Here is a 24,161-nt window from a genome sequence, read left to right as displayed (position 1 = left end):
GCGGATCACCCGCCGTGCGCGGGCGCCGTCGGGGTGTCGGCGAGGACTTCGCGCACCGCGTCGGCGAAAGCGCGGCCCCGGTGGGCGTAATCGGTGAACATGTCCATCGAGGCGGCGGCCGGGGCGAGCAGCACCACCGAACCCGGGCTCGCGAACTCGTGGGCCGACCGGACAGCTTGCAGCATGCCCGCATCGTCCCCCGCCGAGACCTCGCGCACCGGCACATCCGGGGCGTGTCGGGCCAGTGCGGCGGCGAACTGCGCCCGGTCCCGGCCGATCAGCACCGCGGCGGCGAGCCGGTCGGCGTTGGCGGCGACGAGCTCGTCCACCTCCGCGCCCTTGAGCAGGCCGCCCGCGATCCACACCACGCGGGGGTGCGCGCGCAGCGCGGCGTCCGCGGCGTGCGGGTTGGTCGCCTTCGAATCGTCCACATAGGACACACCGGCGGCTTCGGCCACCGGGACCGAGCGGTGGGCGCCGGGCTGGAACGCCCGCAAGCCCTCGGCCACCGCCTCCGGCCGCACCCCGTGGGCGCGCGCGAGCGCCGCCGCGGCCAGCGCGTTGGCGACGTTGTGCGGGCCCGCCGGGTGCACGTCGGCCAGCGACGCGAGCACCACCCGGTCACCGAAGGCCCGGTCGACCAGCTGCCCGTCCTCGACGCCGAGCTGGTCCCGCTGCGGGGCGCCGAGCGTGAAGGACACCGTCCGCCCGCCCGCCGCCGCGACCAGCCGCGTCGACCACTCGTCGTCGGAGTTGGCCACCGAAACCGCGTTGCCCGCGTAGATCTTGGCCTTGGCGGCGCCGTAGGACTCCAGGTCGCCGTGCCAGTCGAGGTGGTCGGCGGCCAGGTTGAGCACGACCGCGGCGTGCGGCTCGACCGACTCCGACCAGTGCAGCTGGAAGCTGGACAGCTCCACGGCGAGCACCGCGTGCCCGGCGCGGACCGCGTCGACCACCGGCAGCCCGACGTTGCCGCAGGCCACCACGTCGACCCCGGCCGCGCGCAGCACCGACTCCAGCATGCTGACCGTGGTGGTCTTGCCGTTGGTGCCGGTGACCGCGAGCCAGGTCGCCGGGGATTCGGCTTCCCGGTCCAGGCGCCAGGCCAGCTCGACCTCGCCGATCACCTCGACACCGGCGACGGCCGCGGCCGCCAGCAGCGGCGCGTCCGGCCGCCAGCCCGGGCTGGTGACCACCAGATCGGTGCCGGCGGGCGGCTCGGCCAGACCGGCCACCAGCTCCGCGCCCTGCGACTGCAACGAGGCCAGGGCGGCGAGCCGATCGGCGGAACCGTCGGTGACGGTCACCGACGCGCCCGCCGCGAGCAGCGCCTCGGCGGCCGAGCGGCCGGACACCCCGGCCCCGGCCACCAGCACCTGCAATCCCTGGAACCGGCTTGCCACGCCGTCCTCCTCATCGTGAGTCGTGAGCGGCGGTGCTCCCACCGCCGCTCACCGAGTGCCGATCACCGGGCCAGGGCGAGCCAGTCCGCGTAGAACAGGCCGACGCCGAACATGCAGCTGATCCCGGCGAGCACCCAGAACCGGATGATCACCGTGGTCTCCGCCCACCCGGCCAGCTCGAAGTGGTGGTGGAACGGCGCCATCCGGAACAGCCTGCGCCGGGTGGTCCGGAACACCACGATCTGCAGCACCACCGACAGCGCCTCGACCACGAACACGCCACCGATGATGATCATCAGCAGCTCGGTGCGGGTGACCATCGACAGCCCGGCGACCAGGCCGCCGAGCGCCAGCGAACCGGTGTCGCCCATGAAGATCTTCGCGGGCGCCGCGTTCCACCACAGGAACCCGACGCAGGCCGCCATCGCCGCCGCCGCGACCACCGCGATGTCCAGCGGGTCGCGCACCGTGTAGCAGCCCGGCGCCGGGCCGGAGACGGCGAAGCAGTCGTTGCGCAGCTGCCAGAACGACACCAGCACGTAGGTGGCCAGCACCATCGCCGCGGTACCACCGGCCAGGCCGTCCATGCCGTCGGTGAAGTTGACCGCGTTGGACCAGCCGCTGATCGCCACGTAGGCGAAGATCACGAACCCGATCGCGCCGAAGGAGATCACCGAGATGTCGCGCAGGAACGACAGCTCCGTGGACGCCGGCGTCACGCCGTTCTCGTTCGGGAACCGGATGGCCAGCACCGCGAACAGCACCGCGGCCACCAGCTGGCCGACCAGCTTCGCGGTCTTGTTCAGCCCGAGGTTGCGCTGCTTGCGGATCTTGATGAAGTCGTCCAGAAACCCGACGACGCCCAGCGCGGTGGTCAGGCCCAGCACCAGCAGCCCGCTGATGGTGGGCTGATCGCCCATGATCAGGTGGGTGGCCAGGTAGCCGCACCACATGGCGACCAGGATCGCCACCCCGCCCATGGTCGGGGTGCCGCGCTTGGCGGCGTGCTGGCTCTGCACCTCCTCGCGGATCTCCTGGCCGAAGCCCTGCCTGGAGAAGACCCGGATCAGGTACGGGGTGAACAGGATCGAGATGACGAGGGCGACCGCGGCCGCCACCAGGATCGGCTTCACGCCGTCTGCCCTCCCGCACCCGTCAGCAAGGCCTCGGCGACCCGCCACATGCCGGCGGAGTTCGACGCCTTGGTCAGGACAACGTCACCGGGACGCAGCTCGGCGCGCAGCAGCGCGACAGCCGCATCGACGTCCGGCACCAGAACCGACTCCTCTCCCCACGAACCCTCCAGCGTTGCCGCCTGGTGCATCGCCTGGGCCTGTTCGCCGACCACCACCAGCCGGTCGATGTTCAGCCGGACGGCCAGCCGCCCGATCTCGTCGTGCGCCTCGACGTCGGCCTCGCCGAGCTCGGCCATCGGCCCGAGCACCGCCCAGGCCCGGCCGGGACGGCCGCGGGTCATCGCGGCCAGCGTCTTCAGCGCGGCGCGCACCGACTCCGGGTTCGCGTTGTACGCGTCGTTGACGACCGTGACGCCGTCGGCGGACTCGCTGACCTCCATGCGCCGCGCCGACACCCGCCGCACCGAGCTCAACCGCTCGGCGACCTCGTCGAGGCTCGCGCCGAGCTCCAGCGCGACCGCCGCGGCGGCCAGCGCGTTGCCGACGTGGTGCTCGCCGAACAGCGGCAGCGTCACCCGCGCCGAGCCCTCGGCGGTGACCAGCGTGAACGTCGGCCGGGCCTGCTCGTCGACGTCGATGTCCTCGGCCCGCACGTGCGCGTCGGGGCGCTCCCCGACCAGCACCACGCGCGCCCTGGTCCGCTCGGCCATCGCCGCGACCAGCGGGTCGTCGCCGTTGAGCACCGCCACGCCGTCCGCGGGCAGCGACTCGGGCAGCTCGCCCTTGGCCTGCGCCACCGCTTCCTGCGAGCCGAACTCGCCGAGGTGCGCGTGCCCGACGTTGAGCACCACGCCGATGCGCGGCGGCGCGACCTGGCACAGGTTCGCGATGTGCCCGACGCCGCGCGCGGAGAGCTCCAGCACCAGGTGCTTGGTCGTCTCGTCGGCGCGCAGCACGGTCCACGGGTGCCCGAGCTCGTTGTTGAACGAGCCGGGCGGCGCGACCGTCGGCCCCATCGGTTCCAGCAGCTGCGCGATCAGGTCCTTGGTGGACGTCTTGCCGGACGAGCCCGTCACGCCGACCACGGCGAGCTGCGGCAGCCGGTCGACCACGTGCCTGGCCAGCTTCGCCAGCCCGGCCAGCACCGCCTCGCCGGAACCGTCGACGTCCCCAGCGAGCGCCAGCGCGCTCGAGCGCTCCGCGGCGGGGATGGGCGGCACGAGCACCGCCGGTGCGTCGACCTCGCGCGCGGCGAGCACGCCGACCGCGCCGTCGGCCACCGCCCGCGCGGCGAAGTCGTGCCCGTCGACCCGTTCGCCCGGCACGGCCACGAACAGCCCGCCGGTCTCGACCTTGCGGGAGTCGAACTCGACGCCCGCGCTGACGATCTCCGAGCCTTCCGCACGATGAAGCCCGCCGCCCACCGCACGCGCGATGTCAGCGAGGCTGAGCCGGATCAACTTGCCTCCACTCCGTCTTGCGGGTCACCCGCACCCGGTCGGCTTGCGCGAACGCGACTGGCGCGCCCGCTACGCCTCTTCGTTGACCTGCCCCCGACGAACATCGGTCCCTTCTGGGTCCCTAAGCCTATGGCGGAGCGCGGCGGCCAGTTCCTCCCGGTCGGAGAACGGGTGCACCACACCCGCGACCTCCTGCCCGGTCTCGTGGCCCTTGCCTGCGACGACCACGATGTCGCCGGACCCGGCGCGCTCGACCGCCGCGGCGATGGCCGCGCGCCGGTCGCCGATCTCGACCACCTCGCCGCGCTCGCCCGCGGGCACCTCCTCGGCACCGGCCAGCATGGCGGCCCGGATCTCGGCGGGATCCTCGCTGCGCGGGTTGTCGTCGGTGACGATCAGCAGCTCGGAGCGCCGGGCGGCGGCCTCGCCCATCAGCGGCCGCTTCGCGGTGTCGCGGTCGCCGCCGCAGCCCAGCACGACGATCACGTCGCCGTCGACCTGCGCGCGCGCCGCGTCGAGCACCGCGGCGACCGCGCCGGGCTTGTGCGAGTAGTCCACGACGGCGGTGAAGTCCTGCCCCAGCGCGACCCGCTCCATCCGGCCGGGCACGTCGACCTCGGCCAGCCCGCGCTCGATGGCCCAGGTCGGCACGCCCGCGGCGTGCAGCGCACCGATGGCCAGCAGCGCGTTGGCGACGTTGAACGGGCCGGGCAGCCGCAGCCGGATGGGCAGCTCGAGCTCGTCGGGCCCGTGCGCGGTGAAGGTCTGCTCACCGGTGGCGAAGGCCTGCACGTCGGTGGCCGACCAGCTGGCGTCGCCGTCGGTGGACACCGTGACGGTGCCGTCCTTGACCAGGCGGCGGCCCCACTCGCCGTCGACGCAGACCACCTCGTGCTCGGCGCGGCCGTCGAACAGCAGCGACTTGGCCTGGAAGTAGTCCTCCATGTCCCGGTGGAAGTCCAGGTGGTCCTGGGAGAGGTTGGTGAAGGCCCCGACGGCGAACCGGGTGCCGGACACCCGGCCCATGGCCAGCGCGTGGCTGGAGACCTCCATCGGCACGAACGTGACCCCGTGCTCGACCATGACCGCGAGCAGCGCCTGCAGGTCGGGAGCTTCCGGGGTGGTGAACGCGCTGTCCAGCCGCTCGCCGGCGATGCGGGTCTCGACGGTGCCGACCAGCCCGGTGCAGAACCCGGCGGCCTGCAGCGCGGACTCCAGCAGGTAGGACGTGGTGGTCTTGCCGGAGGTGCCGGTGACGCCGAGGATCTTGAGCTTGCTCGACGGGTCGCCGTAGATCAGCGCCGAAGCGGTCCCGAGCACGCCGCGCGGATCGTCGTGCACGAGCACGGACACGCTGCCGTCGCGGACCGCCGGGTGCTCGGCGAGCCCGGCGCGGTCGACCCCGGCCTGATCGGTGAGCACCGCCACAGCCCCGGAGTCCAACGCGCTCTGCGCGAAGTCGGCACCGTGCACGCGAGTGCCGGGCAGGGCGGCGAACAGATCGCCGGGCCGGACGTGCTGAGCACGCAGCGTCGCCCCGGACACCGGCACTGGATCAGCGCTGCGACCAGGGACGCGAAGGACTCGCGCGCCGACGGAATCGGCGAGTTTCTCGATCTCCACCGGCTCCACGTGGGACGGGCGCGGCGGAGCTGTGGCAACCGCGGAAGGCACGTCGCGACAGGCTACCGGTACCCCTTGAGCCCGCATCCCGATGGTCGCCCGCGCGTTCGGCCGAACATCGGCTGAGCCGAGCAGCCCAACCGCCGCTCAACCGCGCATCGGCGCTGCGCAGGTGCAGTAGAACTCCTCCGACTCGAAATTCCAGGGGGAGGAATGCCACCAGACTTCGGCGCGGACCCGGCCCAGGCCGACCGCGCGGTCCGCGCGTGGGCGCAAGGCCTGCAGGAGAAGGCCAACCGGGTGGCGGCGATGCAGCAGGAGATCGGCCGCATCCGCATCACGGAGCGAAGCCGTTCGGTGACCGTGACGATCGACGCCGAAGGCATCCCGGTCGACGTTCGGTTCGCGGATCAGCGAGCGTCCGGAGCGGAGCTGAGCGCGGAGTTCATGGCCGTGCTCCGCCGAGCCCAGTCGCGCATCGCGGATGCGGTGACGGAAACCACCCGCACCACCCTCGGCGACCAGGACCCGACGACGGCGAACGCGGTGACGTCCAACTACCGCCAGCGCTTCCCGGCAGAGGCACCGGCCGTTTCCCCACCACCGGGGCCAACGGCTCCGGTGCAACCGCGAACCGGGCCGGAGACTCCGGCATCGCCGCCACCCGGGCCGCCTGCCGCGCCCACTCCGCCGCCGACCGCTCCGCCGACGCAAACCGGTCCGGCGCAGGCCCACGGCCCGCACGACGACGGCGACTTCAGCGACGAGACGTTCCTGAACTGAGGGGGATCGATGGCTGGGGGATTCCAGATCCCGCCGGACCAGTTGCGCGCGCACGCGGATCGGCTCGACGGTCACGCCGCCGCGCTCGGCCAAGCCGCCGACGCCGGGCGCAGCGTCCAGCTCGACACGGACGCCTACGGGCTGATCTGCCAGTTCCTGCCGCCCGCCCTGAACAGCGCGAGCGACATCGTGCTGCAGACGGCATCGGCAGCGCACGACGCGCTTTCGGCGCTGTCGACATCGCTCCGCGATGCCGTCGCGGACCACGAGGCGACCGACGCCGAGATCGCCGTCGCCCTGGACCGCATCGCCGACGAGCTCGGCGGCTGAGCGGGTGAGCGACAACCCCCTGGTGGCCCAGCCGCAGGACTCCTCCGAGTGGTACACCGGCATCGGCATCGCCGAAGCCGTCGCGGACGTCGGCGCGGCCATCGAATCGGGCGACTGGGCCCAGATCGGCTACGCCGTGCTCGGCGCAGGCCTCGAAGCCCTGTCAGTGGTCCTGGACCCCATCGGGACGACGGTGGCCTGGGCGGTCGGCTGGCTGATCGAGTACGTCCAGCCGCTCACCGACATCCTCGACTGGCTGGCGGGCAACGCCGACGCGGTAGCCGCCCACGCCCAAACCTGGCGCAACGTCGGCGATTCCCTGCAATCCACGGCCGACGCGCTGCAGGCCGACGTCGCCCGCGACACGGCGGGCTGGACCGGCGCCGCGGCAGACGCCTACCGCGCCCGCCTGGCGACGACGACCGAACTCATCCGCGCGCAATCGGAAGCGGCCAAGGGACTCGCCTCGGGCACCGAGATCTCCGGCATGCTCGTGGGAACGATCCGCGAAGTGGTCCGCGACCTGATCGCGGACTGCGTCGGAAGACTCGTCTCGTGGGCCATCGAAGCGATGACCGGAGTCGGCATCGCAGTGGTGGCGGTCCAGGCAACGACCCGCATAGCCCGCTGGGGCGCCAGGATCATGGAGGTAGTCCAAAAGCTCCTGCGAGCCCTGTCGAACCTGCTCCCCCTCATCCGCAAACTAGCGGACCTCCTGACCAGAATCCGCAAGATCCTCAACGAGATAACCCACGGCAACCCCCTCCCAGACCCACCGGCCAAACCCCCGAACACCCCGAACGACCCGCCGCCACGGGATCCCAACACGCCTCGAAACCCCAACGATCCACCGGAAGACCCACCGGACAACGACGACATCGGCCCGGCGGACAACCCGGAAGATCGTCAACGCCTGATCGAAGAAGCCCAAGCCCAGGGCCACAAGGTCAGCCCGGACAAGGTCCTCGAAATCGGCAAGGACCCCAACGGACGCATAGTCTGGCTGGAAGAGGGCCATACAGGAGGAGATAGGCCAGCTGGCCTCGCGCACATCAAAGAAAAGGCCAAGGCTTACACCGACAAAGGAATACCTTACGACGAGATCGGAACTTTTGTACACCGAGCTGCCACCGAAGGAAGATTTACCGGATTCATGCAAGGAGCCAAGCCAGGGCGACCAATCTTCGAATTAGAGTACGGCGGAGCTACCCACTATGTAGCAGTTACGGTGGGCAGCAACGGCTTCATCGTCGGAGCAACGATGAAAAGCAGCAAAGACCCATTCTCCGGAGCCTGGGAGGCTCCAGAATCGGACAATCCAAACTATCGAGGGTGGTGACCATGAGCGAATCCGCACCGAAACTGATAGAAGTCCACCTAGCCGCCGAGTGGCGAGCCTACCCGTACTGGTTAACCAGGTCGGATGACACAACATCGATCGACTTCCCCCCTTCCGAGCTGGAACAGAAATATGGCGTTTCATCCAGCCTCCTCGCCGAGATCGAAGAGTGGGACGACGAGTTCCAGGCGATCTGGGATCCCGCCGACCCCGCTTCCGCCGAATTCCCAAGTCCCGAAATCGAAAGACAGTGGGTCGATCACGGGCGAAAGCTGGCGCACAGGCTGGCGGCAGAACTAGGACCGGACGTACGGGTAACCTACCGCCACAAGAAGGAAGTAATCCAGCCCGGCGCAACGACCAGAGAACGGAACGATGACTGAATCAGGCGCGGAGTTGATCAAGGGTCGCCACGGGGAGGACTTCCGGCGGTACGGCGTCAGCAGTGAATCGATCAGCAAGCTGATCATGCAGACCGCCACCGGCGGCGCCGACGTGTCGACGGTCGTCGGGCACAGCCGACCGACTCGCCTGGTCGAGTTCGGCAACCAGCGGATCCCGGTCGCACTCAGCATCGCCACCAGCGGATACATCATCTCCGCCCACCCCGAACCGCTGGCTCGCACCGACGGTTCGCAGTGGCCCCCAGCCAACAGCCGCCCGATAAGGATCCGCCTCGCAGCCGAGTGGGGAGCCGGTCCGCTCTGGGTTTCGTTCGGCCCGACCGATGAGACCGTCGCCGCGAACTACCTCCCCGAGGAGATCCGGGACGTCCTGAATCTCCCAGCCGCCCTCCTGCTCGACATCGCCCGCTGGGATCACGACTACCAGCGCATCCTCGACGAGAACTACCCGCCGGACTCGAAGTTCCAGTCCGACAGCGCCGCTCTCCGCTTCCGGCGCACGGGATTCGCGCTGGCCAAGCACCTCCGAGCCGCGCTACCGCCCGAAATCGCAGTCGAGTACGCCGAGAACTTCAGCGACCGCATCCTCACCATCGAGATGCCCCGCCCGGCCGTGGCCGTGCACGAGGTCCGACCGGACCACATCCCGGGATTCACCCCCGCCAGCGGCGCGATCCACGTCGACCTGCCGCACTCGCAAGTGAACCAGTGGCTCCAGCACCTGGGCCGAGGCCCCGGGCAAGCGGTAGAGGTCGACGTTCGCAACGTGCCCTCCGCCCAAGCACTCGCGCACGCGATCTCGCCCGGCGCGAGCACCCTCGCCGAGGCACTCGTACAGATTCGAGCGAAAGCCCTGCTGTTCACCAAGGTCGAGCAGCTCGGGGTGAAGAACCGCCCGGCCCTTGTCGAGCTGCTGCACGCCCTGCCTGCCGCGCTCGCCACTCGCAAGACCCGCAACGCAGCGATCCACATCGGACTCGTCGACCTCTCATCGGCCAAAGCCGACATCGTCCTCGCCGAGCTCCAGAACGCCCCAGCAGAAGGCATCGACGACCCCGTCACCGTCCACGACTACCCCGCCATGCCGTGAGCCTGCGGGACGCGGTCCGGGACCGCGACGACGCCAAGCGCGGCATCTAGCCGCCGCCTGGCCCGGGTTCATCGGCTGTTCAGGTCAACTTCCTGGTGTTCGGCGGGGGTGATCGCTAGCGTGTCCCTCCTGGATGTTGCCGATCAACGAATTCCAGGAGGTTCTCGTGAACATCCGACGGATCGCGCGATTAGCCGGCGCCTGCGGTGTCGGTGCGGCGCTGGCCCTCGCCCCGCTCGCCGCCCCGGCCGTGCTCGCCGAACCCGCTCCGCAGGCAGTTCAGGTCGCCGCCGCACCCGGCGACGGCACCCCGCAGGGTGCCATCGAGTGGTACAAGGCCCGCATCGGCGACAGCTCCCTCGAGGGCTACTGCGAGATGGCCGCCGAGAACGCCTACGGCGTCACCGGCGTCTGGCCGTCCGCCATCGCGCACTGGAACGGCGCCATCAGCGCGGGCAAGGCCCACACCGACGGTTCCACGCCGCCCAAGGGCGCGTTCGTCTACTGGAACACCAGCCAGTACGGCCACGTCGGCATCGCCGACGGCAACGGCGGTTTCTACGCCACCAGCGTCGGCGGCGCGATCGGCCACGGCGACGACGTCTCCTACTACAACAACTACCTCGGCTGGAGCGACCCCCAGGTCCCAGGCCGCGGCTGACTTCCGGCGGAGCGCGGCGATTTCGCGCGAAACCGGTGTTCTTCACGCAGGCGTGGGGGGGTTTGCGCGCTAAATCGCCACCACCGCCCGACCCGGCTCAGTGGCCGTCCCTGGGGACGTAGCTGCCGGAGCGGCCGACCAGGAAGTCGAGGTCCGCTCCTTCCGAGGCCTGGAGGACGTGGTCGTAGTACAGGCGCTGGTAGCCGCGGGCGTGCGGGTTGTCCGGGGCCTGCCACTCGGCCCGGCGGCGGTGCAGCTCCTCCTCCGGCACTTCCAAGTCCAGGCGGCGGTTGGGGACGTCGATGCTGATCACGTCGCCGGTCCGGACGAAGGCCAGCGGGCCGCCCGCCGCCGCTTCCGGGGTCACGTGCAGGATCACCGTGCCGTAGGCGGTTCCGCTCATCCGGCCGTCGGAGATGCGCACGATGTCGTCGAAACCGCGGTCCTGGAGCTTCTTCGGCACCGGCACGTTGGCCACCTCCGGCATGCCGGGATAGCCCTTCGGACCGGCGTTGCGGACGACCAGCACCGTGTTCTCGTCGACGTCCAGGTCGTCGTCCTTGCACACCGCGTAGTACTCGTCGACGTCCTCGAACACCATCGCCGGGCCGCGGTGCTCCAGCAGCCGGGCCGACGCCGCCGACTGCTTGATCACGGCGCCGTCGGGCGCCAGCGAGCCGCGCAGCACCGCGGTTCCGGTGCCGACGGCCTGGAACGGCTCGTCGAACGGGGTGATCACCGAGCGGTCGTGCACCTCGGCGTCGGCGATGTTCTCGCCCATCGAACGTCCGGTGACCGTGATCGCCGACCGCACCACGAGGTCGCCGAGCTCCGCGAGGACCGCGGGCAGCCCGCCCGCGTAGCAGAAGTCCTCCATCAGGAATTCGCCGCTGGGCTGCAGGTTCACCAGCGTCGGCACATCCCGGGTGAGCGCGTCGAAGTCGTCGACGGTCAGCTCCACCCCGACCCGCTTGGCGATCGCGATCAGGTGCACGACGGCGTTGGTCGACCCGCCGATGGCCGCGTTCGCGCGGATGGCGTTGTCGAACGCGTCGCGGGTGAGCACGTCGGAGGGCTTGAGATCCGCTTCGACCATCTCCACGATGCGCTGGCCGGTCTGCTGCGCCGCGGCGTAGCGGCGGGCGTCGACCGCGGGCCAGGACGCCGCGTACGGCAGCTGCATGCCCAGCGCCTCGACGATGCACGCCATGGTGGAGGCGGTGCCCATGGTCATGCAGTGCCCGTTGGAGCGGGACATGCAGCCCTCGATGAAGTAGCACTCCTCCTGCGTGATCCGGCCCGCCACCAGGTCGGCCTCCGCCTGCCACACAGCGGTTCCCGAGCCGATGTCGGCGCCCCGGTACTTGCCGTTGAGCATCGGGCCGCCGGTGAGCATCGCGGTGGGCAGGTCGACGCTGGCCGCGGCCATCAGCAGGCCCGGCGTGGTCTTGTCGCACCCGGACAGCAGCACCACCCCGTCCAGCGGGTTGGCGCGGATCGTCTCCTCGGCCTGCATCGCCAGCAGGTTCCGGTAGAGCATCGTGGTGGGCCGCATCAGCGTCTCGCCCAGCGCCATGTTGGGGAACTCCAGCGGGAACCCGCCCGCCTGCCACACCCCGCGCTTGACCGCCTCGGCGATCCGCTGCTGGTGGGCGTTGCAGGGCGCCAGCTCGGACCAGGTGGTGCCGATGCCGATCACCGGTCGCCCGTCGAAGACCTCGTCGCTGTAGCCCTGGTTCTTGACCCAGGACCGGGCGGTCATCCCGGCCCTGCCGTGTGCTCCGAACCAACTCGCACTGCGCCGCGGCATGCGCCCTCCTAGCTGGGTGGCCTGTGATCGCGACGAAACCAGCTCGGCCAGCGTGGCGCAACAGTCCATCCGAGGTGTCGAACAGCGATTGCGATGCCGAACGGCCGATTGACTCGCGCCGATCGGCACCCCTAGCCTCGTGACCCACATCACGGACGTTGTTCGGGATGTCGAACCACACCACCTCGACGAGGAGGCCGGGTGCACACCGGAGAGCGGGCGTCCGACGAGGCACTGACCAGCGCGATCCGGCAGGTGATGCTCCGCCTGCTGCCGTTCCTGTTCTTCATGTACGTGATCGCGTTCCTGGACCGCGTCAACATCGGCTTCGCCAAGGCGGAGTTCCAGGCGCACACCGGGATCTCCGAAGCCGCCTACGCGCTCGGCGCGGGGCTGTTCTTCATCGGGTACGCGCTGTTCGAGGTGCCCAGCAACCTGATCATGATGCGGGTCGGCGCCCGCTGGTGGATGTGCCGGATCATGGTGACCTGGGGCCTGATCTCCGCGGCGATGGCGCTGGTGAACGACGAGTTCCTGTTCTACCTGCTGCGCTTCCTGCTCGGCGTCGCCGAAGCCGGTTTCTTCCCGGGCGTCATCCTGTTCATCACCCACTGGGTCCCGCACGCCTACCGGGCGCGCTGCAACGCGATGTTCTACTTCGGCATCCCGCTGGCCTCGGTGCTCGGCGGCCCGCTGTCCGGGATGCTGCTGGAACTCGACGGGGTGGCCGGAATCCTGGGCTGGCAGTGGATGTTCGCGGTGGAAGGCCTGATCGCCTGCGTGGTCGGGGTCTGGGCGTTCTTCTACCTGGACAACAAACCCGCCAACGCCCGCTGGCTCACCCCTGACCAGCGCAGCGCCCTGCAGGGCGCGGTCGATCGGGAGGCCCGGGCGAAGCAGGGGCACAGCCCGCACCGGCTCCGGACCGCGCTGGTGGACCCGCGGGTGCTGTACTTCTGCCTGATCTACTTTCTGATCCAGTGCAGCGTCTACGGCATGACCTTCTACCTGCCGACGCAGGTGGCCGATGCGGTGGGCAGCGAGGTCGGGCTGCTCGTCGGCCTGGTGACGGCGATCCCGTGGACCATCGCGCTGCTGGTCAACATCGCGGTGTCCACCAGCGCGGACCGCCTGGCCCAGCCGAAGAAGCGCTTCGTCGCGGCGGCCTGCGCGGCTGGCGGCTCCATCGGCATCGCGGCCTCGGCGTACTTCGCCGACCCGGTGCTGGCGATAGCGGGCCTGTCGGTGGCGGCGGCAGGCTACATCTCGGTGCAACCGGTGTTCTGGACGTTCCCGGCGGCCTACCTGACCGGAACGGCCGCGGCAGCGGGCATCGGCCTGATCAACTCGCTGGGCAACCTGGGCGGTTTCGTCGCTCCGGTGGCGAAGAACTGGATCGAGCAGACCCTGAACTCCGAAACAGCGGGCCTCTACCTCCTGGCCCTCTGCGGCCTCACCGCAGCAACCCTCTTCCTCACCCTCCCCCGCACCCCAGCCGACGAAACCTCCTGAACACCAACGGCACCAAAGCCTCTCCCTCCGCCGACGTTCCGGCACAGCCGCGCGAAACGCGCTACGGGGTCGGGAGTTGGAGGACCTGGAAGGGGGCTTCTTCCTTGGACAGCGGGAGTTGGTAGCGCTGGGTGAGGAAGGCGGCGATGTTGTGGAACAGGGGTGCCGCCGAGGAGCCCTCCTGGGTGCCGTAGGCCGGGCGGTCCAGCATCAGGCCGATCACGAAGCGCGGGCTGTCCGCCGGGACGACGCCCGCGAAGGTGATCCAGTGCTTCGAGTTGCTGTAGCACTTGCAGGCCGGGTCGTACTGCTGGGCCGTTCCTGTCTTGCCCGAGACCTGGAATCCCGGCAGCGCCGCTCCCGGTCCCGTGCCGCGGTTCGGCTGCGGGGCGTCCTGCACCACCGAGCGCATCATGCCGTTCACCGTGTGCGCGGTTTCCGGGCTGACCACCCGGATTCCCTCCGGCCGGGGGCGTTCGACGCGCTTGCCGTCCTCGCCGATCTCCGCGGCGATGATCCGCGGCGGCACCCGGACCCCGTCGTTGGCGATCGCCTGGTACATGCTGGCCATCTGCAGCACCGTCATCGAGAAGCCCTGGCCGATCGGCAAGTTGCCGAACGACGAGCCGGACCACTGGTCGGGCGGCGGCAGGACTCCCGCGCTCTCGCCCGGCAGGCCGACGCCGGTGCGCTGGCCCAGTCCGAAGGCGCGGGCGAAGTCGTACCAGCGCTGCTCGCCCATCTGCTGCGCGGCCATCAGGGTGCCGACGTTGGAGGACTTGCCCATCACGCCGGTGAACGTCATCGGCACCGTGCCGTGCGACCACGCGTCGCCGACCGTGCGGTCCGCGACCTTGATGCTGCCCGGGACCTGCAGCACGGTGTCCGGCTTCATGACGCCGGTCTCGATCGCGCCGGCCGCGGTGATCAGCTTGGCCACCGAGCCCGGCTCGTACGGCGTGGTCACCGCCGGGTTCCCGGTGTTCTCGCCCCACGAACCGTTCGGGTCGAAGGTCTTGTCGTTGGCCAGCGCGTAGACCTCACCGGTCTTGGCGTCCAGCACCACCGCGCTGGCGTTCTTGGCCTGCGCCTCGCGGGCGTAGTCGGCGAGCTCGCGCTGCAGCATGTACTGCACGTCGGAGTCGATGGTCAGCTCCACATCGGACCCCGGCACCGCCGGCTCCAGCTCCCGGGTGCCGGGGATGACCAGGTCCGAGCCCAGCGCGGTGTCGGAGACCTGCTGGCCGTCCTTGCCCGCCAGCACCGAGTCCAGCGAGAACTCCAGCCCGATCTGGCCGCGCAGCTTGCCGGGCACCTCGTCCTTGCGCCAGTTCGCCGCGCCGATGATGTTCGCGGCCAGGTCCCCGCCGGGGTACTCGCGGGTGGCCTGGTACTCGGAGCCGATCTGCGGGTACTTCTTGGTGATCTCCCGGGCCTTGCCCGGGTCGATCCGGGGGCCGAAGTAGGTGAACCCGACGTCGCGGAACAGCGCGTCGAGCACCTCCTGCTCGGAGATCACGCCCGGCAGCTCCGCGGCGATGAAGCGGGCGATCTCCTGCTTGTACTCGGCCGCGGTGGGCTTGCTGGGGTCCTTGGCGCGCTGCTCGTCGAGCTCCTTGTCGAGCAGGCGCGGGTTCGCGTAGAGCTGCCGCGCCTCGCTGCTGAAGGCCAGCACGTTGCCGGTCCGGTCCATGATGGACCCGCGATCGGCCGGGATGACCGAGCGGTCCAGCCGCTGCTTCACCGCCTGCTCCGACAGCGCGCTGGCCTCGAAGCCCTGCACCTGGATCAGCTTGGCGCTGGTGAGCACCAGCGCGATCACCATCAGCATCCGCCCGACGCGCAGTCGCCGGTTGCTGCCCGCGACGTTGGTGCGCGCGGTGCGGCCGCGGATGGCCCTGGTCGGCCTGCGAGGAGCCATCAACGCGCCTCCGCAGCTGCCTCGACCGGCGGCTGCTCCCCTGCCGGGGGCTGCTCGCCCGCCGGCGGCTGGCCCTGGGGCTGTTCAGCGGGCGGCGGTTCGGCGGGCGGTGCCGGGGGCTGCGGGGCCGTGGCCTTCTCCGGCTCCCCGACCACCACCACGGTGCCGTCCGGCAGCGTCACCAGGTACGCCGGGGTCGGCCCGGGCACCATGCCGAGCTCCTCCACCGCGCGCCGCTGGATCGCCGGCGGCGAGTCCAGCGAGCTCACCTCGCGCAGCAGCTGCTCCCGGCGCTCGTTCAGGCTGGCGATCTCGGCCTCGCCGTGCTGCAGCTCGTAGCTGCCGCTGACCGCCGCGATGGACAGCCACAGCGTCGCGGCGAGCCCGACCGCCAGCACCGACATCACCACGACCACCAGCGGGAACCGCGCGTGCGCCACGCGCTCCTGCAGCTGCTTCGCCCGGGTCTTCGGCTTCGCCGACGTGGGCCGCCGCTCCTCCGCGCCGGTGCGCAGCTGCCGCGGTCGCCGCACGGACGGCTCCCGCGTCGAACGCTCCCGCCGCTCCTCGCGGCGCGCGTAGGCGCGCTCCGCTGCCGCCGACCGCGACCGCGGCTTGTCCGACTTCGTCGCGGCGGTCTTGGCAGTGGTCTTCTTGGCGGCCGTCTGCGCCCCCGACCGCGAAGCGGACTTCTTGGCGCGTGCAGGTGCTGTCATGGCTGTCCCGCCTCTCCCGGTTCCGCCTCTCCGCGATTCACAGTGGTGGTCACGGTCCGGAGCAATCTCTCGTTGCGCGGTTTCTTGTGGCCGGGTTGCGTCACGGTCCCCTGAGGTGCGGTTGAGAGAAAATCGGCTCGACACAGGCCGCTCATGCCAGTCCCGCCTCTCCGCGATTCACGGTGGTGGTCGCGATCCGGAGTGATCTCACGTTGCGCGGTTTCTTGTGGCCGGGTTGCGTCACGGTCCCCTGAGGTGCGGTGACGCGAAACTCGGCTTGCCACAGGCCACTCATGCCAGTCCCCCGCCGACGCGCTCCGCGGCGCGCAGCCGCACCGAGGCAGCCCTCGGGTTCACCTCGACCTCCTGCTCACCGGCGACCTCGGCGCCCCTGGTGAGCAGGCGGAATTCCGGCCCGTGGCCGGGCAGTTCCACCGGCAGGTCGACCGGCGTGCGCGACTTCACCCGGTCGGCGAGCGCGCGCTTGACCATCCGGTCCTCCAGCGAGTGGTAGGACATCACCGCGATCCGGCCGCCCACCGCCAGCGAGTCCAGCGCCGCGGGCAGCGCGCGCTCCAGCACGTCGAGCTCGGCGTTGACCTCGATGCGCAGCGCCTGGAAGGTGCGCTTGGCCGGGTGCCCGCCGGTGCGCCTGCTGGCCGCGGGCACCACGTCGTAGAGCAGCTGCACCAGCCGGGCGCTGTTGGCGAACGGCTCCTTCTGGCGCTCCCGGACGATCGCCGCGGCGATCTTGCCCGCGAACTTCTCCTCGCCGTAGGTGCGCAGCACGCGCGCCAGCTCGTCCGCGGCGTAGGTGTTGAGCACGTCCGCGGCGGTGCGCGGCGCACCCGGGTCCATCCGCATGTCCAGCGGAGCGTCCTGCGCGTAGGCGAAACCGCGGTCCGCCTCGTCCAGTTGCAGCGAGGACACCCCGAGGTCGAACAGCGCCGCGTCCACCTCGGACAGTCCCAAGTCGACGAGCACTTCGGACCACTCGTCGTACACCGCGTGCACCAGGTGGATCCGCGACTCGAACGGCGCGAGCCGTTCCCCGGCCAACCGCAGGGCGTCCGGGTCGCGGTCCAGGCCGACCAGCGTCAGCCCCGGGTGCGCGGTCAGCATCGCCTCGGAGTGCCCGCCCATGCCGAGCGTGGCGTCGACGACCACCGCGCCCTCCCGGGACAGCGCTGGTCCGAGCAGCTCCAACGTCCGGTCCAGCAGCACCGGCACGTGCTTGTCGCGGGCGGACCCGCCCTGTTCATACCGCTGTTCGGCCACGGCGGACCCTCCCTCCCGCGTGCCGTTCCCGACCTGCTCCGCCAACCGGCACGCGCGGGCCCGCAGGCCCGCGCGTGGCGATGTCGGTATTGCCGGCCCGGTCAAGGGCTCGGCCGTGCCGGGATCCGGCTGGACATGTTCTGGTGTCCCAGTGTCTCGCGTGGACGTCCGGATCCCGTCAGGTCCCCGCCCGCCCGTCGCGTCCTGGTGCCGGGGAAGATGCACCAGGCGTGCGAAAGCCGAGCGGACCGAGGCCTCACGAAACCCGAATCGTCGCCATCAACGCCTGCACTGGTCAGAAGACGCCCGGCAGCACCTCCTCGCGCGCTTGCGCATAGCCCTCCTCGTGCTCGTCGAGGTAGCTCTGCCACCTCTCCGCCTGCCAGATCTCCAGCCGGTTGATCGCGCCGATGACCACGCACTCCTTGGTCAGCCCGGCGTAGCGCCGCAGCTCGGTCGCGATCTTGATCCGGCCCTGCCCGTCCGGCTCCTGCTCGTCGGTCCCGGCGAACAGGTAGCGCTGGTAGGCGCGGACCGCCTCGTTGGTGAACGGGGCCTCGGCGACCTTGCGCGCCATCTGCTCGAACTCGTCGCGCGGGAAGACGTAGAGGCAGTGGTCCTGTCCCTTGGTGACCATCAGCCCCCCTGCCAGTGCTTCCCGGAACTTCGCCGGCAGCGTCAAGCGCCCCTTGTCGTCGAGCTTCGGGTGATGGGTGCCGAGAAACATCCCGGTCCACCTCCCCCGACTCCGGACCGCTCGTCCTGCGACCCGGACCCGCCGCACTGCGGCCCCGACGAGGGCCTTCCACCGGTGGCCGGTGAAGGCCAGTGTCAGCAAAGCAGTGTTGACAAAGCCGGTAGGACCCCCGTTTGCCCCACCTTCCCCCACAGTACCCCACTTCACACCACCGTCAACACGAAACGCACCAGTCCATCCACCCCCATCCACCCCATTTGCGCAGGTAGTGCCCCGTGGTCCGGAAGTGGGGGGCGTCACCCGCCCGACCTTGATCAACCCCTTCGGGTGCGCGGTTATGCTCAGTGCGCGCCCAGCCCCGCCCCCGTCGCGGCCCGTCCGGTGGGGAGGAGTGGGGCGACGGCGGATGGGTGCGGGGTGGCCCGCCGGGTACCGCCGGTTTGGCACACTGCACGTGCACTCCGCCCCGGATCAGGCGCCGGGCGCGAGGTGACCCGCAGAGACATGGAGGCGCCTTGAGCGACACTCGCGCGCTTTCCGCTGGTGCGGGTGCCCCGCGAGTGGCAGCGGAAACCCGCTCGGGCGGACCCGGGCGCCGCGACGAGCAGGAGGTGGCGTGACGCCCAGAGCCGAGTTGTCCGGTGCCCCGACGACCGGTGCCGGCGCCGCACCGGTGACGCCCGGTGCGGACCAGCTGCACGCGACCGTCCAGCGCATCGCCGCCAACGTCGAGCAGGTGCTGGTGGGCAAGCCCGAGGTGGTGCGGGTGGCGCTGGTCACCATGCTGGCCGAAGGCCACCTGCTGGTGGAGGACGTGCCCGGGGTCGGCAAGACCTCGCTGGCCAAGGCGCTGGCCCGGTCCGTCGACTGCACGGTCAGCCGCGTCCAGTTCACCCCCGACCTGCTGCCCAGCGACATCACCGGTGTGTCGGTGTACAACCGGCGGACCGAGAGCTTCGAGTTCCGCCCCGGCCCGGTGTTCGCCAACGTCGTGGTCGGCGACGAGATCAACCGCGCCTCGCCGAAGACGCAGTCCGCGCTGCTGGAGTGCATGGAAGAGAAGCAGGTCACCGTCGACGGCGAGACCTACCCGCTGAGCGCGCCGTTCATGGTCATCGCCACCCAGAACCCGATCGAGATGGAAGGCACCTACGCGCTTCCGGAGGCCCAGCGGGACCGCTTCACCGCCCGGGTGTCGATCGGCTACCCGGACCTCAAGGCGGAGCTGGCGATGGTCGACGAGCACGCCGGGCACGACCCGCTGGCCGACCTCCAGCCGGTCGCCGACGCCGCCGAGGTGCAGGGCCTGCTGCAGGCGGTGCGCCGGGTGCACGTCTCCACCGAGATCCGCCGCTACGCGGTCGAACTGGTGACCGCCACCCGCCAGCTGACCGAGCTGCGGCTCGGCGCCTCGCCCCGCTCCACGCTGCAGCTGGTGCGCGCCGCTCGCGCGCAGGCCGCGCTGGCCGGGCGCGAGTTCACCATCCCGGACGACGTGCAAGCGGTGGCGATCCCGGTGCTGGCCCACCGGCTGGTGCTGACCAGCGAGGCCCGCGCCGCCCGCCGCTCCACCACCGAGCTGGTGCGGCAGCTGCTGAGCCGGACCCCGGTGCCGCGCGGCGACACCGAACGCGAACGCAGGTAAGGGTGCTCTCCGGCCTGACCATCCGCGGGCGCTGCCTGTTGGCGGCGGGCGTGGCCGCCGGTGTGTGCGCGCTGGTCCTGGACGAGCGGGACCTCCTGCGGGTCGCCGCGTTCGTGATCGCGCTCCCGCTGCTGGCCCTGCTGCTGACCAGCCGCACCCGGTTCGGCATCGCCGCCCGGCGCGAAGTGCTGCCGGTGCGGATCCCGGTCGGCGGCCGGGCGACCGTCCGGCTGCACCTCTCCGCCAGCGGCCGGCTGCCGATCGGCGGGCTGGCGCTGGAGGACAACACGCCCCACGCGCTCGGCGGCAGGCACCGGTTCCGGCTGGACGCGGTGCCCAGGCACGGCGGCAAGATCCTGGAGTACCCGGTGTCCCCGGCGCTGCGCGGCATCCACCACATCGGACCGCTGCGCACCCGCATCGACGATCCCTTCGGGCTGGCCGAGTTCGAGCGCGAGCTGGCCGACCGCAGCCGGCTCATCGCGGTGCCGCACGTCGTCCGGCTCACCGGGCTGCCCGCGGGCTCCGGGCTGGGCACCGGCGAGGACGGCGCGACGCGGCTGCGCGCCGGGCACGGCGAGGACGACGCGGTGGTGCGCCAGTACCGGCACGGCGACGACATCCGGCGCGTGCACTGGAAGTCCACCGCGCGGCGCGACGAACTGATGGTGCGCGTCGAGGAACGACCGTGGCACGCGGGCGTCACGGTGCTGCTCGACCGCCGCTCCGCGGCGCACCGGGGCACCGGGGCGCGCAGCAGCCTGGAGTGGGCGGTGTCCGCGGTGGCCAGCTTCTGCCTGCACCTGCACCAGCACGGCCAGCAGGTGCAGCTGATCACCGAGGACTGCGCGCAGCTGGCGACCGGTGCGGAGGCCTCCGGCGAGGGGCACGACGACGCGGTGCTGGACGCCCTGGCCGCGGTGCGCACCTCGACGCAGCGCGACCTGGTCTTCACCCGCGACCCCGGCGCCGGTCAGGAGCTGATCGCGGTGCTCGGCGAGACCACGACCGCGGCGGTGGACGAGCTGACCAAGCTCCGGCCGCAGGGCGCGCGGAGCCTGGCGGTGCTGCTCGACGTCCGCTCCTGGAACGGCGACGGTGGCGGCCACGACCCGCGGCTGGCCGCGCGGCGGCTGCGGGCGGCGGGCTGGACGGCGGTCGTCGCGTCCGGCCCGGCGACCGCGATCGACACCGTCTGGCAGCAGCTGTGCCGGGAGACCACCGCACCGGAATCGGAGGTGCTGCCGTGACCGAGCACCGGATGACGGCTGCCATCGACACCTCGCTGGTGACGACGGCCGCCGCCGCCTTCTCGGTGCTGTGCGCGTCGACGGCGTTCGCCGGCGTGCTGGCCGACAGCCGCTGGGTGTTCCCCGCGGTGCTCACGGTCCTCGTCGTCGCGGCGATCGGGGTGCTGGGGCGCAAGCTGCGCTGGCCGCTGACCGCGACCGCCTTCGCGCAGCTGGCCGGGGTGCTGGTCGTGCTCACCGCGCAGTTCACCGAGCGGGCGCTGCTCGGGTTGCTGCCCGGCCCGGCGGCGATCGGCGAGCTCGGCGGCCTGCTGTCCGGTGCCGGCGAGCTGATCCGCACCGGTGTCCCCCCGGTTCCCGCCGAACCCGCCCTGCAGGCCCTGGTCTGCGTGGGGCTGGGCGTGATCGCGGTGCTCATCGACGTCATCGTGGTGGGACTGCGCAGCCCGGCGGTCAGCGGTCTGCTGCTGCTGTGCGTGTTCGCGATCCCCGCGTCGCTGTCCGAGACCATGCTGCCGTGGTGGACCTTCGTCGCGGGCGGGCTGGGCTTCGCCGTGCTGCTCGCCTCGGGCGGTCAGCACCGCCGGTGGCGCAGCCACGAGGACCGCGAGCAGCTGACGCGCGCGCTGCTCGGCCCGACGACCGCATCGGTCGCCGGCGTGGCCGGGGTGATCGCACTGCTCACCGGCGTGGTGTTCACCGGCGTCGGCACCGAGGGCCGGTTGCCCGGAGCGATGCCCGAGCAGCTCGGCGGCGGTACCGACGGGATCGGGCTGCAGCCGTTCACCTCGCTGCGCGGCCAGCTCAACCGGGACCGGGAGGTGGAGCTGTTCCGCGTCCGCGGCCTGCGGGAGCCGACGTACCTGCGCGCGTTGACGCTGCGCAAGTTCAACCCGGAGCGCGGGTGGGAGCTGGAAGGCCTGACCCAGGGCGTCGAGGCCAACGGCGAGCTCCCGCTGCCGGAGGGCACCGACATCGGCGACGGCAGCGCGGAGCGGGTCGAGATCCAGCCCGTCGGCTACCGGGATCCGTGGCTGCCGGTGTTCGGCATGCCGCGGTTCCTGTCCGGGATGGGCGTGAACTGGCGCTACGACCCGGCCGCCGGGATCGTGTTCACCCAGACCAACCAGGAGAGCCGCGCCTACATCCAGCAGCTGATCGTGCCCGATCCGACGCCGGACCAGCTGCGCGAGGCCGACGGGCCGCTGCGGATGGCGCCGGAGTACCTGGACGCCACCGGGATCCCGCCGCAGGTCACCGACCTGGCCCGCAGGCTGACCGCGAACGCTCCCACCGCCTTCGACAAGGCGGTGGCGATCAACCGCTACTTCACCGATCCGCGCAACGGCTTCCGCTACGACCTGCGGACCGCCCCGGCAGGCGGCGGCGACGCCCTCTCCGAGTTCCTGTTCCGCGGCAAGCGCGGGTTCTGCGAGCAGTACGCCTCGTCGATGGCCGCGCTGCTGCGCGCCGTCGGCGTCCCGTCGCGGGTGGCCGTCGGGTTCACCGCCGGGTACCGGGACGGCGACGAGCGGGTGATCACCACGGAGGACGCGCACGCCTGGGTGGAGGCCTACTTCCCCGGCTGGGGCTGGCAGACCTTCGACCCGACGCCGCTGAGCGACGGCCGGACCGCGCTGCCGCAGTACCTGGACAGCGAGCTGCGGCCGGAGCAGCAGCCGGTTCCGCCGCCCGGCCAGGAGCTGCCGAGCACGCCGCCGACGACGGATCCCGCGCCGGGCGACGAGCGCCCTGAGGACGGCTCCGACGTCGCGCCCGCCGATCCGCGGGAGACCGAGCAGAGCAGCCCGTGGCCGATCGTCCTCAGCGTGCTGGCCGTCGGTCTCGCACTGCTCGCCGCGCCCGGCGTGGTGCGGGAAGTGCGCCGGCGGCAGCGCTTGAGCGCGGTCGCCGCCGGATCGGCGGGGTCGGCCTGGCAGGAGGTGCTCGACGAGTTCCAGGACCGCGGCGCGCGGCCCGCCACGACGGACACGGCGCGCCAGGTGGCCACCAAGCTGCTCGAGCACCACGGCCTGGACGAATCCGGGGCGAAGGCGCTGCGAGCGCTGGTCAGCGCGGTGGAGCGGGAGTGGTACGCCCCGCAGGGCGGCCAGCCGGACGACTCGCTGCCGGAAACCCTGCACGAGGTGCTGGCCAGCCTCCGCCGAGCGGCCCCGCTGGACCTCCGCTCCCGCCTGTTCCCGCGCTCGGTCCTCCAGCTCCGCCCGGCCAGTCCCTGACGCCCTGGCCAGGCCCGCGAGACACCACCGCGGCTCCGTTTCCACTGCTCAGAACCCGTGAGTGTTTTGTGGGGCTATAGCACCCCAAAGCACTCACGGGTCTTTACCAGCGGAAACGGAGCCATAGCGGGCGATTTCGGGCTGACCGGGAGCACCCTGCGAGCGGCGGTCGTGGACAGCACAAAGCGATGATCGCCGCCAAGGTGGCTGGCGGCGATCATCGCTCATCTTCTACTGCTCGAAACGCTTTCGGAAGCGCTCCTCCATGCGCTGGGCGAAGGAGCTCCGTCCGGTGCTGCGGTTCGAGCCCCGCTTGGGGCGCCCGCCACCGCCGTTCTCCGGCACCGACTCGATGTCGTCCCCGCCACCGCGCAACGCGGACAGGACGATCACTGCTCCGCCGAACATCACGAGGAAGCCGACCACGCTCAACACGGGGATGTCGGCCGGCCGCAGAGCCGGGATCACCGCACCGATTACCAGCAGGGCCAATCCCAGCGCGAAGACGGCGATGCCCTGCATCCGCCGGCGTCGGGATGGGCGCTGCAGTCGTCCTCCGCGCACGGTGGAGGCGAACTTGGGGTCCTCGGCGTAGAGCGCGCGCTCGATTTGTTCGAGCTGTCGCTGCTCGTGCTCGGAGAGTGGCATGACTCCTCCTCCGGCACAGGGGTCTCAGTGGCGCCGGAGACCGGGATGATCGACTCATCCGGGCTTGGGGACCGGCGAACGCTTGGGGGCGTCACCACTGAGGATACGGTTCCCGCGACGCGAGTACTACCCGGTCCCGGCAGGTAGCTGTGCGAGGTTGCCGACATCATCCCCTCGGGGCAGTGATCGCCGCGCGACCGTTCCCCGCTCACGAC

Annotated in this window: 20 protein-coding genes; 10 read left to right on the top strand and 10 right to left on the bottom strand. The window is 71.3% G+C overall.

Annotated features, from left to right (window positions below; genetic code table 11):
- Positions 1 to 5 precede the first annotated feature (5 nt).
- The 4 genes from murD to OU416_RS06535 form a co-directional block, all read right to left on the bottom strand.
- Entirely contained in the window at positions 6 to 1,403 is a 1,398-nt protein-coding gene (gene murD / locus OU416_RS06550; protein WP_270925904.1) for a UDP-N-acetylmuramoyl-L-alanine--D-glutamate ligase, read from the bottom strand.
- Between the two features lie 62 nt (positions 1,404 to 1,465).
- Positions 1,466 to 2,536 carry a phospho-N-acetylmuramoyl-pentapeptide-transferase gene (mraY, locus tag OU416_RS06545; protein ID WP_270925903.1) on the bottom strand — a complete coding sequence of 357 codons (1,071 nt, stop codon included), beginning with the start codon at positions 2,534 to 2,536 and terminating at the stop codon, positions 1,466 to 1,468.
- The gene (locus tag OU416_RS06540; protein WP_270925902.1) at positions 2,533 to 3,999 is read right to left on the bottom strand and encodes a UDP-N-acetylmuramoyl-tripeptide--D-alanyl-D-alanine ligase; all 1,467 of its coding nucleotides are present in this window, start codon (positions 3,997 to 3,999) and stop codon (positions 2,533 to 2,535) included. The genes mraY and OU416_RS06540 overlap by 4 nt, the downstream gene beginning before the upstream one ends.
- Positions 4,000 to 4,068: 69 nt before the next feature.
- Positions 4,069 to 5,709 (bottom strand): UDP-N-acetylmuramoyl-L-alanyl-D-glutamate--2,6-diaminopimelate ligase, encoded by a 1,641-nt coding sequence (locus tag OU416_RS06535; RefSeq protein WP_270925901.1) that lies wholly within the window; start codon positions 5,707 to 5,709, stop codon positions 4,069 to 4,071.
- A gap of 126 nt (positions 5,710 to 5,835) precedes the next feature.
- Between OU416_RS06535 and OU416_RS06530 the strand changes: the two genes are divergently transcribed.
- The 6 genes from OU416_RS06530 to OU416_RS06505 all read left to right on the top strand — a co-directional run bounded on the left by OU416_RS06530 (position 5,836) and on the right by OU416_RS06505 (position 10,229).
- Positions 5,836 to 6,405, top strand: coding sequence for a YbaB/EbfC family nucleoid-associated protein (locus tag OU416_RS06530; protein WP_270925900.1), 570 nt, complete (start codon positions 5,836 to 5,838; stop codon positions 6,403 to 6,405).
- A gap of 9 nt (positions 6,406 to 6,414) precedes the next feature.
- Positions 6,415 to 6,735 carry a type VII secretion target gene (locus tag OU416_RS06525; protein ID WP_270925899.1) on the top strand — a complete coding sequence of 107 codons (321 nt, stop codon included), beginning with the start codon at positions 6,415 to 6,417 and terminating at the stop codon, positions 6,733 to 6,735.
- Positions 6,736 to 6,739: 4 nt separating this feature from the next.
- Complete coding sequence (locus OU416_RS06520) at positions 6,740 to 8,074, top strand: WXG100 family type VII secretion target (protein WP_270925898.1); 1,335 nt, start codon at positions 6,740 to 6,742, stop codon at positions 8,072 to 8,074.
- 2 nt (positions 8,075 to 8,076) lie between these two features.
- On the top strand, positions 8,077 to 8,457 hold the full coding sequence (locus OU416_RS06515) for a hypothetical protein (protein WP_270925897.1): 381 nt from the start codon (positions 8,077 to 8,079) through the stop codon (positions 8,455 to 8,457).
- The gene (locus OU416_RS06510) at positions 8,450 to 9,568 is read left to right on the top strand and encodes a hypothetical protein (protein WP_270925896.1); all 1,119 of its coding nucleotides are present in this window, start codon (positions 8,450 to 8,452) and stop codon (positions 9,566 to 9,568) included. The genes OU416_RS06515 and OU416_RS06510 overlap by 8 nt, the downstream gene beginning before the upstream one ends.
- 166 nt (positions 9,569 to 9,734) lie before the next feature.
- On the top strand, positions 9,735 to 10,229 hold the full coding sequence (locus tag OU416_RS06505) for a CHAP domain-containing protein (protein WP_270925895.1): 495 nt from the start codon (positions 9,735 to 9,737) through the stop codon (positions 10,227 to 10,229).
- 97 nt (positions 10,230 to 10,326) lie between these two features.
- Here the strand turns inward: OU416_RS06505 and OU416_RS06500 are convergent, their stop codons facing one another.
- Complete coding sequence (locus tag OU416_RS06500) at positions 10,327 to 12,039, bottom strand: IlvD/Edd family dehydratase (RefSeq protein ID WP_270925894.1); 1,713 nt, start codon at positions 12,037 to 12,039, stop codon at positions 10,327 to 10,329.
- 201 nt (positions 12,040 to 12,240) lie between these two features.
- On the opposite strand from OU416_RS06500, the gene OU416_RS06495 reads away from it, so the two are divergent.
- Entirely contained in the window at positions 12,241 to 13,551 is a 1,311-nt protein-coding gene (locus OU416_RS06495) for an MFS transporter (RefSeq protein WP_270925893.1), read from the top strand.
- A 61-nt stretch (positions 13,552 to 13,612) separates the two neighbouring features.
- Here the strand turns inward: OU416_RS06495 and OU416_RS06490 are convergent, their stop codons facing one another.
- From OU416_RS06490 to mraZ, 4 genes are all read right to left on the bottom strand, one after another.
- The gene (locus OU416_RS06490) at positions 13,613 to 15,472 is read right to left on the bottom strand and encodes a peptidoglycan D,D-transpeptidase FtsI family protein (protein ID WP_270925892.1); all 1,860 of its coding nucleotides are present in this window, start codon (positions 15,470 to 15,472) and stop codon (positions 13,613 to 13,615) included.
- Positions 15,472 to 16,188, bottom strand: coding sequence for an FtsB family cell division protein (locus tag OU416_RS06485; RefSeq protein ID WP_270925891.1), 717 nt, complete (start codon positions 16,186 to 16,188; stop codon positions 15,472 to 15,474). The genes OU416_RS06490 and OU416_RS06485 overlap by 1 nt, the downstream gene beginning before the upstream one ends.
- Positions 16,189 to 16,479: 291 nt before the next feature.
- Positions 16,480 to 17,466: a 16S rRNA (cytosine(1402)-N(4))-methyltransferase RsmH gene (gene rsmH, locus OU416_RS06480; RefSeq protein ID WP_270925890.1), complete on the bottom strand. Its 987-nt coding sequence runs from the start codon at positions 17,464 to 17,466 to the stop codon at positions 16,480 to 16,482.
- A 295-nt stretch (positions 17,467 to 17,761) separates the two neighbouring features.
- Positions 17,762 to 18,193 (bottom strand): division/cell wall cluster transcriptional repressor MraZ, encoded by a 432-nt coding sequence (gene mraZ, locus OU416_RS06475; RefSeq protein ID WP_093344926.1) that lies wholly within the window; start codon positions 18,191 to 18,193, stop codon positions 17,762 to 17,764.
- A 604-nt stretch (positions 18,194 to 18,797) separates the two neighbouring features.
- Here mraZ and OU416_RS06470 point away from each other — a divergent pair.
- From OU416_RS06470 to OU416_RS06460, 3 genes are read left to right on the top strand one after another with little or no spacing between them, the layout of a single operon-like run.
- Entirely contained in the window at positions 18,798 to 19,808 is a 1,011-nt protein-coding gene (locus tag OU416_RS06470; protein WP_270926086.1) for an AAA family ATPase, read from the top strand.
- Between the two features lie 2 nt (positions 19,809 to 19,810).
- Positions 19,811 to 21,058, top strand: coding sequence for a DUF58 domain-containing protein (locus OU416_RS06465; protein ID WP_270925889.1), 1,248 nt, complete (start codon positions 19,811 to 19,813; stop codon positions 21,056 to 21,058).
- Positions 21,055 to 23,298, top strand: a complete 2,244-nt coding sequence (locus tag OU416_RS06460; RefSeq protein WP_270925888.1) for a transglutaminase TgpA family protein — start codon at positions 21,055 to 21,057, stop codon at positions 23,296 to 23,298. The genes OU416_RS06465 and OU416_RS06460 overlap by 4 nt, the downstream gene beginning before the upstream one ends.
- A 231-nt stretch (positions 23,299 to 23,529) precedes the next feature.
- Here OU416_RS06460 and OU416_RS06455 read toward each other — a convergent pair whose 3' ends face one another.
- Entirely contained in the window at positions 23,530 to 23,946 is a 417-nt protein-coding gene (locus tag OU416_RS06455) for a DUF3040 domain-containing protein (RefSeq protein WP_093146483.1), read from the bottom strand.
- Positions 23,947 to 24,161: the final 215 nt, after the last annotated feature.

Origin of the sequence: Saccharopolyspora indica (genome assembly GCF_027853965.1) — a bacterium.
In the GTDB taxonomy this organism is placed as follows: domain Bacteria; phylum Actinomycetota; class Actinomycetes; order Mycobacteriales; family Pseudonocardiaceae; genus Saccharopolyspora; species Saccharopolyspora indica.
This window is presented reverse-complemented; position numbering and strand designations above follow the sequence as displayed.